The 16,634-nt window shown below is 43.6% G+C and carries 9 protein-coding genes and 1 riboswitch; of the genes, 1 reads left to right on the top strand and 8 read right to left on the bottom strand.

Features of this window, described 5'->3' with window-relative positions; all coding sequences use genetic code 11:
* Positions 1-3: 3 nt before the first annotated feature.
* The 8 genes from LC090_RS01625 to LC090_RS01590 form a co-directional block, all read right to left on the bottom strand.
* On the bottom strand, positions 4-2,454 hold the full coding sequence (locus tag LC090_RS01625; protein ID WP_226654600.1) for a cell wall-binding repeat-containing protein: 2,451 nt from the start codon (positions 2,452-2,454) through the stop codon (positions 4-6).
* A gap of 184 nt (positions 2,455-2,638) precedes the next feature.
* Entirely contained in the window at positions 2,639-6,457 is a 3,819-nt protein-coding gene (locus LC090_RS01620) for a cell wall-binding repeat-containing protein (protein WP_226654598.1), read from the bottom strand.
* Positions 6,458-6,997: 540 nt separating this feature from the next.
* Positions 6,998-7,855: a DNA-processing protein DprA gene (gene dprA, locus LC090_RS01615; RefSeq protein ID WP_226654596.1), complete on the bottom strand. Its 858-nt coding sequence runs from the start codon at positions 7,853-7,855 to the stop codon at positions 6,998-7,000.
* 36 nt (positions 7,856-7,891) lie between these two features.
* On the bottom strand, positions 7,892-8,509 hold the full coding sequence (locus tag LC090_RS01610) for a transposase (protein WP_226654593.1): 618 nt from the start codon (positions 8,507-8,509) through the stop codon (positions 7,892-7,894).
* Between the two features lie 352 nt (positions 8,510-8,861).
* Positions 8,862-14,372, bottom strand: a complete 5,511-nt coding sequence (locus tag LC090_RS01605) for an alpha amylase N-terminal ig-like domain-containing protein (protein WP_226654591.1) — start codon at positions 14,370-14,372, stop codon at positions 8,862-8,864.
* 169 nt (positions 14,373-14,541) lie between these two features.
* Positions 14,542-14,928, bottom strand: coding sequence for an SMU1112c/YaeR family gloxylase I-like metalloprotein (gene gloA2 / locus LC090_RS01600; protein WP_226654589.1), 387 nt, complete (start codon positions 14,926-14,928; stop codon positions 14,542-14,544).
* A 61-nt stretch (positions 14,929-14,989) separates the two neighbouring features.
* Complete coding sequence (locus LC090_RS01595) at positions 14,990-15,757, bottom strand: SDR family oxidoreductase (RefSeq protein WP_226654587.1); 768 nt, start codon at positions 15,755-15,757, stop codon at positions 14,990-14,992.
* A gap of 86 nt (positions 15,758-15,843) precedes the next feature.
* Positions 15,844-16,137, bottom strand: coding sequence for a DNA polymerase V family protein (locus LC090_RS01590; RefSeq protein ID WP_226654585.1), 294 nt, complete (start codon positions 16,135-16,137; stop codon positions 15,844-15,846).
* Positions 16,138-16,364: 227 nt separating this feature from the next.
* Positions 16,365-16,462: riboswitch (cyclic di-GMP riboswitch) on the top strand.
* Positions 16,463-16,484: 22 nt separating this feature from the next.
* Here LC090_RS01590 and LC090_RS01585 point away from each other — a divergent pair.
* Complete coding sequence (locus tag LC090_RS01585; RefSeq protein WP_226654583.1) at positions 16,485-16,604, top strand: anti-repressor SinI family protein; 120 nt, start codon at positions 16,485-16,487, stop codon at positions 16,602-16,604.
* Positions 16,605-16,634 lie beyond the last annotated feature (30 nt).

Genomic DNA, 16,634 nt, shown 5'->3' with positions numbered 1-16,634 from the left:
TCATTATTTTTTCAATTCGTCTACAATTTTCTGGCTAACGGCATTTTCTCCACCTAGAACATTGAAGTCATAAGCTTCTATTTCCTCAACTGCTTCTGCTGTTTCTTTCGGAAGCATATCTGGTTTTACAAGAAGCATCGCTGCATTTTGTTTCGCCGCAAGAACGGATCCGGAAAGAGCGTCCGCGAAGTTCATTCCAGTTGAAACGTAAACGCGTGCAGAAGGGTTAAGGCTTGTAGCAATATCAGCTGCTGTACCGAAACGGTTGTCTCCTGCATAGCGATCTTCCGCATGGAGCTTCTTGTCTAGCTTACCATTAACAGCTGTTTCGCCACCAACGATGATCGATCCATCAATGCCTTTAAGCGCATTGCTCGTTGCTGATGGAATTTCATCCGCTTCTGTTAAAAGAATCGGGTAACCCTTCTGCGCTGCATATGGTGCAATCGCGAGGGCATCAGGGAAGTTCATTCCATTTGCTACGATGGCTTTATCAGGTGATCCACCGAGACGTGCTGCAATGTTTGCAGCAGTATCGAAACGGTTGTCTCCAGCAACACGCTCCACTTCGATACCCATCCCTTCAAGCTGGAACTCGACATAGTTGCTTACCGCGCTAGTACCACCAAGAATAATCACGTCTTTCGCACCAAGTCGCGCAATTTCTTCTTTCGCCATTTTGTTCAATGAACCGCTTTCTGTTAAAAGAATTGGCGCATCGTATTTATAAGCCAGTGGTGCTCCTGCTAGTGCATCGGGGAAAGAATCACCGCGTGCAAGAACAACGGTATCCGCTGAGTCCCAGCCTTCTTGTGAGATTTTCACAGATGTTTCATAGCGCGTTTCACCCTGAATACGTTCAGCATCTGCTTCAACGATACGGGCTTCGTCTTTCGCTTTAACTGTTCCAATTTCATCGAGATACTCTGTAAACACTTCAAAATCTACGAAAAATAGTTCTTCCATACGACCGTCAGCAGCTGCTGCGCCCATTGCGTCATAGCCATCGCCACCCTGTGCGATATAAGCGTTTGTAGCAACTGTGTATGTTGCTTCAGGGTCAATGTCTTCATAGCCGTTCTCCGTTTTCACATTTACATCGAGAATTCGCTCACCAGAAGGAAGATCTTTATCAAAAGAATAACGAAGTCCTGCTACTTGAGCAAAACGGCCTTCTTGGGTTTCAACTCCACTTACCCCATGTTCTAATGAATCAATAATTTCTTGACCAGTCAGATCAAGCGTTACAAGGTTATTTCCAAATGGCATTGTTGTTAATACTTCACCTAGCGTGATTGGGCCTTCATCAATTGATTCTCGGATTCCTCCGCCGTTTGTAATCGCAATTGTTGCATCTGTAAATTCTTGAGCTTTGTTCAGCATACCGTCAGTGATTAAGTTACCAAGGTTCGTTTCACCAGTACGGACGGACGCTCGTTTTCCGTCAAGATAAACGTCTGATTGTCCAACCACTTCTTTCTCAATTTCTTCGAGTGGCTTTTTCAAGTCATTGTAAAGCTCTTTTGCTTCTGGATCTGCTTCAAAACCTTTTCCTTCACTAAGGTCCAGTAATTCATCATCCCAATCTGTTAGCACGCCGTCCGCATTAAACGTCACTTCAAGATCACCTAAGTATTTGCTGTATTCATTCGCTTGTACAACAAGTGTTGGCTCCTTATCACCGTTAACGACCACTGCATCTTCAAGTTTCGTATGACTATGCCCACCAACCACAACGTCGATGCCTTCTACAGATTCAGCAAGCTCAACTTCAACCGTTTTTCCAAGGTGAGTTAGCGCAACAATTTTATTAACGCCTTTATCCTGGAACATTTTCACCATTTTCTCTGCTTGTTCCTGATGGTTTTGGAAAGAAATTGTTTCACCAGGACTTGAAAGCTCGTCTGTTGATTCAATCGTTAGTCCAAAGACACCAACTTCTTCTCCGTTCACATCAAGAATAACAGCTGGATAAATTGTGCCATCGTCACCAGTCATCGCCATTTCATTTTTGTATAACGGGCTAAGGTAGGGATCCTTGCTATAGTCAATGTTTGCACTTACGATTGGGAATTTCGTTTGCTTTACAAATTCAGAGAACGTCTTAGGACCTTCATCGAATTCATGGTTACCAGGAACCATGGCATCGTATTTCATCATGTTCATAAACTGCACGTCAGCAAGGCCTTTGTATTTATTGAAAAAGAGCGTACCAGAGAAAACATCTCCAGCGTCTAATAGAATCGTATTTTCACGAGCCGCACGAATTTCCTCGACAGCCGTTAGGCGTCTTGGCGCATTATCAAGATGCGCATGTGTATCGTTTGTATGCATGATTGTAAGATCAAAATCACCCGCTGCCGCTTCTGCAGGAGTTGACGGTGATGCTGCCGCAATCCCCATTGCTAGTGCAGCTGTTGATAGAACGCCGAAAAGAGGTTTTTTCATATTCATGTACGTAATCCCTTCCCTTTCGAAAACTCAGATTTTGTCGGAATGTCTCCGCGATTTTCATTATATACTAGACTACTAGGTGAATGGTCCTTTTTGTCACAATAGTTAACAAATTCAAAATAATACTTTATAACTAGTTTCATAGAAAAGGAGAAGGCGGAGATTTCCCGCCCTTTCCTCACTATTAGTTGTTCTTTAGATCGTTCATAACGTCATCACTCACGGCGTTAGGGCCACCGAGGATGTGGAAGTTATGAATGTTATTTTCATCAATAGCCTCTGCAATCTTCTCCGGAATTTCATCCTTCTTCACAAGAAGAATAGCTGCATCGTCTTTCGCTGCAAGGACTGAACCAGAAAGCGCATCGGCAAATTTCACACCAGTAGCAACAATCGCTGTATCTGAATCAGGTGTTAGAACAGTTGCGATCGATGCTGACGTTGCATAGCGGTCATCTCCGCTAATACGAACGGCATTGGAAAGACTATCTTTGATTTCTTCATTGATTGCACTTTCTCCGCCAACAACGATTTGCTCATCTGTTGTGTTTAAAATTTTCTTCGAAACAGCAGGAAGCTGATCGTCATCTGTTAGCACGATTGGGTAACCATTTTTTGCTGCATAAGAAGCAACAGATAGTGCATCTGGGAAGTTAAAGGCATTCGCTAGAATCGATTTTTCAGGCGTTCCGTCAAGCTTCGCTGCGATGTTCACAGCTGTTTCATAACGTGTTGCGCCTCCAATACGATCTACTTTCAGTCCAAGACCTTTTAGTTCATATTCCGTATAAGAAGAAATGGCGGATGTTCCACCAAGAACGATCGCTTCCTTCGCACCAAGACGCTCAATTTCTTTCTTAACAGCTGCGTTTAGTTTGTTTTGTTCGGTTAAAAGGATTGGCGCATCGTATTTGTAAGCAAGTGGTGCTCCTGCAAGGGCATCCGGGAACTCATCGCCTCTTGCGATCACGACAGTGTCTGCTTTTTCCCAACCTTTTTTTGAAATTTCAACCGCTGTTTCATAACGCGTTGCTCCTGAAGTACGGTCCACGCTGTTTTCCATTTGAATCTTCGCAAGCATTGGATCATGGTCACTAGCGCGTCCATCAGCTTCACTAAAATCAGAGTTAATGTTAATGCTATCAATCATCGTGCGGTTTGCTAGATTGTTCGATACGAGAATATGATCGAGCACCTGCGCATTCCCTTGATAGTTGTAGGAATAGCGTTGCTCTGTTGGAAGCTTTTTGACCATATTCGTTAGTACGTCGCCTTCAAGCGTTTGAATTGGCTTCGAAAATTCAAAGTCATTCAAGTCACCAAGAACAACAACGTTGCTATCTTCCATGTTCGTCACTACGTCATTTACGAAGTTGTTTACGATTGATGCCTGCTTCATGCGCTGCACTTCACTTCCTAAAACGACAGGATGATCCGCGCCAAATAGGGCACCGTCTCCACCTTTTGAGTTGAAGTGATTCGCAACAACAACCACTTTTTCACCGTTAAATTCAAACTCAGCTGCAAGTGGTTTACGAGAATCGTCAAATGCTTCATTCGTTGGATCAATGCGACCTGGGTTCAGCGTTAGGCCATTTACATCTACGCCAACTGAAGTTGTGGCATCACCTGATTTTTTCTCAGGGAAATCTACGCGATCAGGATTATAAATGAACCCGACACGGATATTTCCGCCTGGCTGTCCGCCATCTGTTTTATCTGCTGGTGCGATATCAGCAAACTTGTACGTTGGGCCGCCTGCTTCTTCAATCGCTTTAATAATCGCTTCATAAGACTCGTTTGCCTTTGTTGTGCCATCATCTGTTGGGCCGTTGTTATCTTGTACTTCAATCAAACCGACAATGTCTGGAGTTTTCATGTTCTTTACAATCGATTCAGCAATTTTGCCTGTTTTCTCTTCCCCAACACCAGGGTAGTAGTTTTCAATGTTGTAAGAAGCAATCGTTAGATCACCAGTTGTCGATTCTAATGTCGTGACTTCGCGCTCTGTATCCCCATCAATAACAGCGGGGAACGTGCCAGTTGGACGAATTTTAAAGTTGCTGTAATCGTAGCTCATGTTTCCAGTAACCGATCCGTCAAGTCGATCACCAGTCGTGACGTCAATATCAATGCCATCAACGTCGATTAAAAGACGCTCAGGATTCGGGTCGTCTGCTGTCAGCAGAAGTCCGTTCGCACGAGTGAACAGTTGATCTTCACTTGTGTTTACGTAAACAGGAAGCTCATCGTATTTCACTGGACCTGTTACCGTTGCATCTGGAATCTCAATTAACATCCCTTCAAGACTTTCGTAAAAATCCAGTCCATCTGTTTCAGGATCAAACGTCTTCATTTCATCGTCTTCTACAATTTCAGTTGGAGGCGTGCGATCTTCTCCAATAACAATTGTTTCTGGTAATGGGTTGCCTGAAGAAGTGACTGAAACGTCTGAAGCTGTGATTTGAGTGGTTAAAAGGTCTTTTGCATCGCTATAACCATCTTCTCTCCACTCTTTTACCTGACCGTCTACTTCTACTTTGTCGCCAACATTAACGCCAGCGCCGCCGCTTTTGTAAACATAGATGCCTTCTGAAGTGGCAATGTTGTCGTCAGGGTTTTCTTCTTGCATGTAAAATGCGTTGTTACCGTGTTTTGCTGTCACGATCCCAGCAACTTTCGTAACCGCTTTTCCTTCATAAGGTGAAGTGTGGCCAGCACCTTGAATGTCGTGAATGCTAATGCCATCAGCAGATTTTAGAACAGCGTAGTCAAAAGTAGCTACTTCACTTGTTTGACCATCTTTTGCTGCAATCGCTTTAATTGTTGTATCCTCTGTTAGTTCAATAGGAGCTGTATATTCTGTGCTGTCAGCAGTTGGTTCGCTACCGTCTGTTGTGTAATGAACCGTTGCGCCTTCTTCTGCTGTCGCAAGTTTAACCATCGTGCCTTCAAGAACAGATCCTGAAGATGGATTAGCTGTCACTGAAAAAGCTTTTTCGATGACATCAGCTGCGCTACGAGGCACAAGTTTGTATTCGTTATAGTTGTAGTCGATGACGCCTCTAAGAATTTCATAGCTTTGGCCTACTTCAAGAAGCGATTTGTCGGCTGGCTTTATGAGAAATTCACCTGAAGCATCTTCGGCTGTAAAGTTTCCGTTACTGTCGACTGACTTAACCGTAACGTCATGAAATTGAGTGAATTCAGCTTCGTGCTGTTCACCATTTTCTTTGGAAAGATCAGTTGATGTAAGGGACTGTGGGGACGGAATGCCTTTGTTTTCTGTGGTGATGACCACATCAGAAGCACTTGTCATGACTTGCTGCATGCCATAGTAGTCAGACATTGTTCCTTCTACAGTGACTTCATCACCAATCTTAGCAGTGATGCCTGCAGCACGAACGATAATACCTGCTGTATCATCCTGGATAAATAGGTTGGTTTGACCGCCTGCTTCGAAGGCTGCAGTTGCCGTTCCTTTAATTTTCACTGGTGTATTGTTTGCTACTTTTCTAGCATCTGTAATGGTTGAGAGTTCGATAGGTTCTGGGTCTGGAGTTGTGCCGTCGGAAAAAGTGTAAGCTGTTGGGCTTTTCAGACCTGGTACACCGAAGTATGCTGCGAGGTCTCCAGTAATTTGGATCTTCTTACCTTTGTTTGCGGGATTCGCTACTAAATTGAGCTCATCTCTTAAATATCCTTTAGGTAGTTGAACCGGCATAATCTTGTCGGACTCGGTTTCACTTGAAGAATCTGCAATGGCAATGTTCGTTTCTACTCCATTTGCGCCATCTAAGTTATAAGAAGGGCCGCTTGAAGTTGTTCCTACAATATACCCTTCTACTGTTGCAGAACCAGTATTGTTAGCGATCGCTTCTCCAACAGAAATCACGTCTTCAGCAGAAGCTGAAAGCTGTGAAACTGGTAATGCGAAAAAACTAAGAACCATTGAGAATATTAGCGCAAAGCTAATAAAACGACTGGTTGACCTTCGTTTCAAATTTCATCCCCCCGGATATGTAGTCGAATTTTGGTGAGAGTCCCACCAATTGTCAGTATACAATAACTTTTGACTCATATGTGTAAAAATAGCGTAAATTGTCTAATTTTTGAATACGCTTACATTTATTGAAGGGGGTCAAACTCGAGCCTGACCCCCCTTAAAGACAACACCGCTAATTTCACTGCATTTGTCCACGCTGACGGGACACATTTTTTGTAACATAGACCTTTATCTGACATTTGTCTTTGTAAAGATTGTTTAAATTTAATATATGACGATAGATTTATGAGTTTGTCGCCGCCCCTCATCTCTTCGCTCATTTGCTAGACTAAAGAACTAGTTTTCTATCTTTCTTTTTCCATAAGAAAAACTACCCGATCGATGGCTCGATTAGGTAGTTTAGAGGCAGGTTTATCTTCTTCTTTCTTACTTCTCTTCCCTGATGGGTTGGAATCCATCATGCTCTAGTCGGGAGAGAGGTTCTTGAAGATCCTTGAGGGATTAAATCACGGAAAACTTGCGAGGGATCTTAACGATTTAAGAGAGTTTGTTGAATTCTTTTTCAATTGATTGAAAGCTATGATAAGGGCGTATACCTTGTTTTCTTAGACAGTTTGTTCCCTGCCTAAATCGAGCATCATTACTTATGAGTACAAAGACTTCTCTTGCTTGCTTTCGAGCGAAGTGAGCGGTCGCCATCGCACCACTTTTCACGTTAGCTTCCATGATTACCACATGACTTGACCATGCACTGATTAATGCGTTTCGCTGAATGAATTGCTTTGGTGTAGGTGCTGTGCCAGGTGGATACTGCGAGATGACAGCGCCTTCATTTATAACTGCTTCGTAGAGCGAGCGGTGCTCTTTCGGGTAACAGTCGTCAACACCATTTGCAACAAAAGCAATCGGGTGCCCACAGTTTGCGAGGCAGGCAGTGTGAGCAGCCTCATCGATTCCTTTCGCGAGTCCACTAACAACAGGAATGTTCAGGCTTGAGAGTCTGGTGGATAACTCTTTTGCAGCACGTCGTGCGTAATTGGAACAAGAGCGAGAACCGACGATGGCAACAGAAGGAAGATTCAGCCTAATTCGGCCTTTGTAATATAAAAGAACGGGCGATTCAGCAACATTTTTGGCGCAACTTGGGTAAAGCGGGTCATCCCGGGGTAGTAGCCAGATCTCCTTTTGCTGAACGAGTTCAAGAATGCGCTTTGGTTTCTCAAGCGATCGTGCCGTTAGAATGGATTCAAATGCACGTTGAGAAATCCTTATTTCCTTGAGTTCAGACGGAGAGGCATCATAGACTCGTTCCGGACTTCCGAAAGTGGCCAGTAGTTTCTTTTGTGTAACCGGACCCACGTAAGGAAGGGAACTTAGCCAGATCCAATACTCCATTCATTCACTTCTCTTTCGTTAGTAATTTCAGCGTTTTTACTTCGGCAAATTTGAGAGCAAATAAACTTTTTTCCCTTTCCACTCTGGCAGTTGTTTTATAAGTTCTGGTGGTAACAATGGGTCTTCGCTTTCGACATAGCGCTGATAAGCTTCCCGTGAAGGTTTTTGGAACAGTGAGAGTATGTAATCAGGGTAAGCATGTGGATTCTTTCGATATGAAATATAGGCACGATAACTGCTCCACAAATAGTCCGCTGGTTTGGCCACCATTCGGGCTTTAACTGGATTAAGGTGAATGTATTTACTTACGTCAATTTCATAATCAATTGAATCAAGCAGTTCAGCATTAAAGCGACCTTGGAAGACATGGCCTGTGTACTCATATTTGTCGTTGAAATATCTAGCATAGTTGGAGTTGATCACTTTCATGATTTCACCAGGGGGATGATCGAAGGTTTCAATGGAGAGATGCACATGGTTAGTCATGAGACAGTATACGTGTAGGCGAAACGGGAAAGCGAGACGAGCGTGTTCTAGAATTTGAAAATACTTGAAACGATCGGTTTGTTCTTCAAACAGTGGTGCTTTTCGATTTCCACGGCAGATAATATGATACTTTGCACCAGGAAACCAGGTTCGTTTCTTACGAGGCATTCGAATTGCTCCTTTGGCAAGGAAAATGGGGAATTTCTACTATAGCGAGGCTGATAATTGTAGTATACCACTTTTCAAGAATTTGGGAATAGTTAATTAATATATTATTCAGAAATATTTTTTAATTGTTTCGGAAGGAATTTGAAGAGAGAGTTAATAGGGCGTTGTGGAGGGGGGCAGATACGCAGCTGACCCCCTTGCCCTTCTATCCTCTCAAACCCCTATTCCTTCTAGCTTCTCCAGCGTTTTAAAGAAAGATCATAACAAAAAAAGTGTCCGCCTGAGGCGGACACTATTAGGGCTTTGTCTTTTGAGGGGGTCAGGCACGAGCCTGACCCCCGTACTCGTACTGTTACTTCATCCCTTTTACAACCTTCTCACTTACAGCACTTTCGCCACCAAGGATTGTGAACGTATCTGCTTTTAACGCTTTCAATGCTTCTGCTGTTTCTGCCGGTAGTTCATTCGGTTTCACAAGAAGCATCGCCGCATCTTGCTTGGCTGCAAGAACGGAACCTGTTAAGGCATCAGCGAAATCCATGCCTGTTGCCACAAAGACGTGTGTGGATGGATTCAATTCCGTAGCAATCGATGCGGCGGTACCAAAGCGATTTTCACCAGCATAGCGTGTTGCATTCGGTAACTCACCCATCACCTTTTTACTAATGACGGCCTCACCACCAGCCACAATCGTGTGATCAACGCTACGAAGTGCTACTTTAGTTGCTTTTGGAATAACATCCTGTTTTGTAAATAAGATTGGGTAACCATTCTCTGCTGCAAAGGATGCGGCAGAAAGAGCATCCGGGAAATTCATTCCATCTGCAACAATCGCTTTATCAGGGCTCCCACCAAGGCTTGCCTGAATATTAGCTGCTGTTTCAAAACGATCTTCACCGTAGATTCGTTTTACTTTCAAATCGAGTCCTTCTAACTGATAAGCAATAAACTTCGGTACGGCTGATGTTCCGCCAAGAATAATCGCTTTTTTTGCACCAAGGCGCTTAATTTCGTTTATAACCGATTTCTCAAGCCCTTTTTCCTTAGTTAACAGAATTGGTGCATCTACTTTATACGCGAGCGGCGCTCCTGCTAATGCATCGGCAAAGTTATCCCCTCGTGCAATCACGACAGTATCCGCATCTTCCCAGCCTTCTTTTGAAATCTCGACAGCTGTCGCATAACGATCGTCTCCAAACAAACGCACAGGCTCTTTTGTTTCTGCTTCCCCAGTATTTGAAGTTACGTTCCACGTATATTTTTTCGTATTCTTTCCAATCGCTCCACCATCGTTATTAAAGATCGCAGATTTATTTTCTTCTGATGGTTCGATGGTAATTGGAATTTCATTTTCACCGTTTTCTAACTTTACTTCATGGGTGAATGTCATATCATCATTTACAGTCACTTTTTCACCATTAATCGTGAGGTTTCCTTCTTTGATGGCATTTCCTTTAAACGTAACCGTATCACCTTCCACGACAGCTCCATCTTCCGGAGAATTGACGACCACTGGCATGTCGATCCAGCGAAGGATTTCATCTTGAACGACCATTTTATTGCTACCCTGGTTGGTTACCGTGACTTTCAGATCTGTGCCTTCCGCTCCGTAACCATAATAACTCACATCATCGTCTGACTGATCGTTACGCGTGTGATCGGCAAGACCCTCCTGGTCCCACGACTCCCCTTTCACATATTTGTAAGTTAAAATCGTGCCTTCTGGGAACGACTTTTGTATCTCCCAGTCGGGGGATACCGCTCCGTTACGAGACATCTCCCACGCGCTCGTGCTCCAGCCATTTTGATCGCCAGGCATCGTTACTTTCGCACTAAGTGGTGTATCGTCCGGGGCGTGCACTTTAAATGTGACGTCGACCATGACAATATCCGGCGTTACTTTTACTTCATTTGAAGCAGTTTGGTTTCCAGCTTGATCATACACCACGATCCGATACGTATAGGCCTTCCCGTTCTCTACAGCAAAATCGGTATAGGTGCTTGCCTCTGCATCTTCAATTCGTTCAAGTGTTTCGCCATTACGCTCTACCGCTAAAAGATAGGCACCATCAGCACCTTCAAGTTTCCAGTTTAACGTCACTTGACCGGATTCTTTTAGTGGCTCCTCCAGTTGCACAGCATCTGCAGGGGCTTTCGTATCGTCCTGATTTTGCGTGAACGTTACTTCTTCCGTGTTCGTCGTTTTCCAAGTCCCGCCACGATCAGTTGAAAAAGCAAGTCGATACGCATACGTACCTTTTTCGATCGGACGGAAATCTGCTTTAAATTTGTTAAATGCGCCATCCTGTCCTGTGTATGTGGCCTTCGTCTCGTGCCACTCGCCGTCACCACGCTTCACCTGAAGCTTGCCAATTAAGCCTTCTGCAAGCCCTGATTCCGTAGCTCCGTCAATTTTTACACTGGCTTCCATTTCAAATGTATTTGCTAGATCGAGTACCTGGTCTTCGATGGCATTGACATAAGAAATGTCATATTTTCCATCTTTCCATTCGATGTGTGGAATGGTTGCTTCCACCGTTTCTACCTTCACCGATTCATTTCCATCTTCATCAAGCGCCGTTACGGCAAAGAAGTAAGACTGACCGTTTGTTAATCCATCGACCGTGACTTCTTTCTGATCAGTTACGGTCACTTCTTCATACATCGCTCCTTGAAGCGTTGAGCGATACACTTTGTATTTTGCCGCATCGCCTGTCCATGAAAGGTTAGCGCTTCCCTCTCCGGCAGTGGCTTTTAAGTCAGTCGCTGCTTTCGGAAGTTCAAAATTCTGTCCTTGATCCGCGACGAGCATACGACCCGTCATCGCAGGAATTGTCACAGAAACCTTGCCATCCTTCACGGTTACGCTGTAATCCTTCATGAGACCATCCGTAAACGAAATCTTATTTTTCACAACGTCTTTTACATCGAGCTCGATCGTTTGCGCTTTATTGCCGCGGTTCACTGCAATAATGGCTGCACCGTCTTTACTCGTACGCGCAATTGCATAGACATCGCCATCTGCATGTAGCGTTGTGAGCTTTCCATAGGCTAAAAGATCGGCATGTTCCGTACGAACTGCACCTGCAGTTTGATAGTGCTTGACTAAGTCTGCATTCTCCTCACCCCACGGATAAGTGCGGCGATCATCTGGATCCTTTGAACCCGTTACGCCAGCTTCATCGCCATAGTAAATCGTTGGGGCACCCGGATAACCCATTTGAAGCACGGCAGCTAGCTTTAAACGCTGCACGCCAAGCTCATGATCGTAATTCGGATCAAACTCTGCTCGCTCATACGTATCTGTTCCGCCACCAAGAACGTAAATCGCTCGCGGCGTATCGTGGGAACCCATTAAATTCATGAGCGCATGAAACGCCTCATCAGGATAATCCTCCTGTACGGCCATCAGTTTCTCGTCTGCACTCGCTGCATTCCCGTTCTTTAAGAAATCGAGAATCGCTCCTTCAAATCGGTAGTTCATCACGGAATCATATTGATCGCCAAGGAAGTACTTTGAAGCATCATCCCAAATTTCCCCCAGGATCAATGGCTGTTCCCCGTCTTTCAACGTTGCTCCGGCACCGGCCATGTCATCAGACTTTAATTCATCACGGAACTCACGCCAGAATTCCATATCCACTTCATTCGCCACATCAAGGCGCCAGCCAGACGCGCCGTTAGTTAACCATGACTTGGATGCGGAATCGTTGTCATACATAATGTAATCGGCAAATTTTTCATTATTTAACTCGCTATCATAATCAACAGCATCGCCTTCAATGCTTTTGATTTCAGGAAGGGAATCGTACCCCCACCATGCCTGGTAATCATAACGTTCCTTCCCATTTTCATCCGTAACTTTTTCATTTTTAATGTTAAACCAGTTATGAAAGCCATACTCATCGTTAAACGTTTGTCCTTCTTTTTCGAGCTGTTTACGCGCTTCTGCTTTTGCGTCTTCTTCACTCATGCCCTCATCATTCATCAGGTCATAAATGCGAGACCAATATTCATAAGCACCAACTACCTTATATTTCCCGTAGCGGTCAAAATAGATGGAGTCATCGCCAACGTGATTAAATACCCCGTCCATAATGAGATGCATGTCACGTTTTTCGAGCTCATCCGTAAATGCTTTAAATTCTTCCGGTGTACCAAACATCGGGTCAACCGTTTTCCAGTCCGTTGCATCATATTTGTGATTGGACGCAGCCTTCGCTATTGGGTTTAAATAGATCGTATTGACACCAAGGGATTGGATATAGTCGAGCTTTTGCTGAATTCCTTTAAGATCGCCACCAAAGAAGTCATTGCTCCAAATGCCATCACCCTCGTAATCTGCGCTATCCGCAAGCCTCGGATTATCCGGAAGATCTCCCCATTCCTGGTGCTCAATTGGTTCAGGGCCTCGCGCCGTTTCCTTCGCATCATCATTGTCTTTATTTCCATTGTTAAATCGATCCGGGAAAATTTGATACACCACAGCTTCTTTCATCCAGTCTGGCGTTTCATAGCCTGGATCAAAGACTGTTAATTGATAGAGTTCTGCATTGGCATCAACTGCTTTACCAGCTTCCCCCTGTTTCGTATCTTCTCCGTATTCCGCCTTAGCTGAACCGTCACGGACAATGAATTTATAACCGTAAAGTCCTTTTTCTTCTGGCGTTACTTTTGCTTCCCAGTAATCATTCCCTTCAGAAGTAGCCGCTTTTTCCATTGAAATCACTTTACTCGTACCTGTATTTTGATTCTTCATATAAAGATCGGCTTTCGTAAGATCATCTTTCTTCGCTGCTAGACGCAATGTTACCGTCTTTCCTACTTGCACAGCACCGAACGGAGCACGATAAGCTTCTTCCCATGAGTTATGTAGAAGACTTGCCTTAGAAACCGCCCCATCTGATCCAGCAGCACTGTAATCTGTGCTGACTTCTTTCGTCTTTGTGTTAAAAAAGAACGTAACGTCCGCTTTTTCAATCACATTCAGCTTTGCATTGTCTGCTGGATATTCCTCTCCCCATTGATTTCCAAGTACGACTTTATATTCATAGTTTCCTTTTGGAACATTTGTTGAAAAGGAATAAATGTTATCAAAATTATCATCAGTGAAAAGCGCCGTTGACTGATCCGGACTCCACTCTGCTCCAGCATTAATAGCAGGCTGGATGGAACCAACAAGGCGTGGCTGCTTTTCGCTAGGCGTATATGTTGTTGAATTTGCAATCGCGTGGGTGTCATCGTGATAATAAAACGTTACGTTTGTTTTCTCAGGAAGCGTTAGTTTAAGGTTATTTCCACCGTCACCATAACTCTCCCCCCAAGACTGGTTGATCGCTACTTTATATTCATATGTCCCAGCCGGAAGTTCACCAGAGAATTCATAAAAGCCGTCTCCTTTTGCTTCCATCACCGTTTCTATTGCTGCTGGATCCCATTCCTTCGATGCACCAAGCTCGTCCTGTAAATCTCCTACTAATGTGACGATGCGGTCATCTGACACTTCACCAATGGTAAACGTACTGTTATCGCTGCCATTTGGATTTAAAGGATCTTTCATCCATTCATCCCCCACGATAAATTTGTACTGATGAAGGCCATCGGTTAAGTCATCTACCGTTACCTTCCAGACGCCTTCTACCTTCTCTAACGGTAGCGCTCCTTCCTGCCAATTTGTAAAATCACCGGCAACAAGGACGGATTCTTCGCTTCCATCCCCTTCAAAAATAAATGTTGCTGACGATCCGTCTATGACAGGACTAGTTGCAGCCTTCACAGCTACTGGAATCAACCCAGCAAGCAGTTGAAGAACAAGTACAAGAACAAGTGACAGTGAAAGTTTTCTTCGATTACCCCTTTTCATCCTTTTCCCCCTTACACGAAATGTGAAAACGTTTGCACAAAATCATAAAAGTAAGGAAACCGTTTGTCTCACAAAAAATAAGTCAATTTTTCCAAAACTAAGCAAACGTTTTCACGCTCTATTTTGCCACAGGAATTGGAAGGAATCAACTTATTTTTAGAATATTGTTTCATTTCTCGTATAATTCAATCGGTAAACCATCTGGATCTTCAAAAAATGTAAATCGCTTATTTGTGAGTTCATCCACTCTAATCTCTTCAAGTGAGGAGACGCCCTTTTTCAATAACTGTTGGACAGCTTCCTCCAGATCCGTTACCTCAAAAGCAACGTGTCTTAACCCTCTTGCTTCAGGATAACTTGGTCTTTCAGGAGCATTAGGAAATGAAAACAATTCAATTTGGGTATGATTCCCTACTGCCAAATCAAGTTTATAGGAATCTCGTTCTTTCCGATAGGTTTCTTCAATGATCTTTAGGTCTAGCGTCTTCGTATAAAATTCCTTGGATCGTTCGTAATCTGAACAAATAATGGCCACATGGTGCACTTTTGCAAACATTTTCTTCACCTCAACCTAAACATTATTCCTACCAGTGGCCTGAGTCAATCAAAAATCCTCCTTATAATAATGACTCCGCTCCATCGACATACATGGCCGTGCCTGTAACGTGACTCGATGCATCAGAAGCTAGAAAATAAACGACATCGGCTACTTGCTCTGGTGAGCCTGGCTTTTGCTCAAGGGGATGACTTCCTTCCGGAAACTCTACCGGTATTTCGATGTCTTCCACACTTTCTTTCTTGTCTGTATTTTGATCGATATTTGTATCAATGGCTCCAGGACAAATGGCGTTTACGCGAATGTGATATTGCGCAAGCTCAAGCGCAGCCATTTTCATAAAAGCAACCTGCCCTGCCTTTGATGTGCTATAAGCTGACATACCGAAATTTGAAAATGTTCGATTCCCATTGATTGAGCTTGTAATAATCATGCTGCCTCCGTTTTCTTTCATATAAGGAATGGTGTGCTTTACCATTAAAAACGTGCTGCGCAAGTTTGTTTCAATCGTTTGATCCCATTCCTCTACCTTCATCTCCTCAATCGGATTGAGTGTCCCGTTAATCCCGGCATTGTTAAACAGAATATCAATACGTCCCCATTCTTCTATCACTTTTTCCAAAGCGTATGTAACTCGTTTCTCATCAGACACATCCACATCTAATACCAGCGCTTCGCCTCCATCATTGATAATCTCGTCTTTCACCTTTTCAGCGCGACTTTCTTTTAGATCAAATAAACAGACTGCGATTCCTTCTTTCGCAAACCGCTTTGCTGTTGCTGCTCCAATTCCAGAGCCTCCACCAGTCACAATAGCTACTTTTTTCATCTTCTCAGCCTCCTTTTTTCTGCTTATTCCCGATCACTCGTTTTTTAGACAATTTTTTCAAAATAAAAGAGACCTTCTGAGGTCCCTTACTGCTGATCTTTCGTTTCATCATTCGGCTGTTTCTCCATATCGTCCATATCGCCTTCTTCCATATTGCCATCTTCATCTGGATCGCCTTCTTGCTTGCCATCCTTATTCATCGTGTCGTCATCTTCCTGATCAATGGTTCCGTCATCTTCATTTACGTTCTCTTCATCTTCAGGCGAATCTTCCTGCATTTCTGGATCTTCAACAGGGCCTTCTTCTTCATTTGCATCAGAGCACGCTGTCAGGTTGAAAGCAAGTAAGCAGGTGAAAAAGGATAGCATCCACTTTTTCAAATCATTTCCTCCTCGTAGGTGTTATAGTGGTATCTTTGCCATCATTTTGGAAAATATGTAGCTACCCATTTTAATATAAGTTAGAAAGGATACAGTTTCCGCGTGTCCCTACAAAATAAGTCATAATAAATTGTTATTTTTTCCAAAATTCTACACCTTTCGTAGGTTGAATGTCCTATGATGAAAGTAGTTATTTTGTTATTACTCGTTAAGCGTACAGCGTATCCTCCAGAAAAGGGCAACCATTTTTGAAAAAAAGTGGACGCAAAGTAAACAGATCTAAGGAAGATCTTTGCAGAACTTCTATGATGGCTGAACTACCTGGAAAGATTTGAAGGAGGAGTTACATGGGCGTACATATTGAGGAAAAACTTGATGACGAATGGGTGGAATTAATAAAGGAAGCGAAGGAACTTGGTATCTCGATTTCCGAGATTCAGTCTTTTCTTCGTCATCAAAGCAGATGAAGCGAAAGCGGCATATCATGATATGCCGCT

This window comes from Guptibacillus hwajinpoensis (assembly GCF_020524165.1).
Taxonomy (GTDB): Bacteria; Bacillota; Bacilli; order Bacillales; family Guptibacillaceae; genus Guptibacillus; species Guptibacillus hwajinpoensis_D.
The sequence above is the reverse complement of the archived record's forward strand: the minus strand, read 5'-3'. Positions and strand labels throughout refer to the sequence as shown.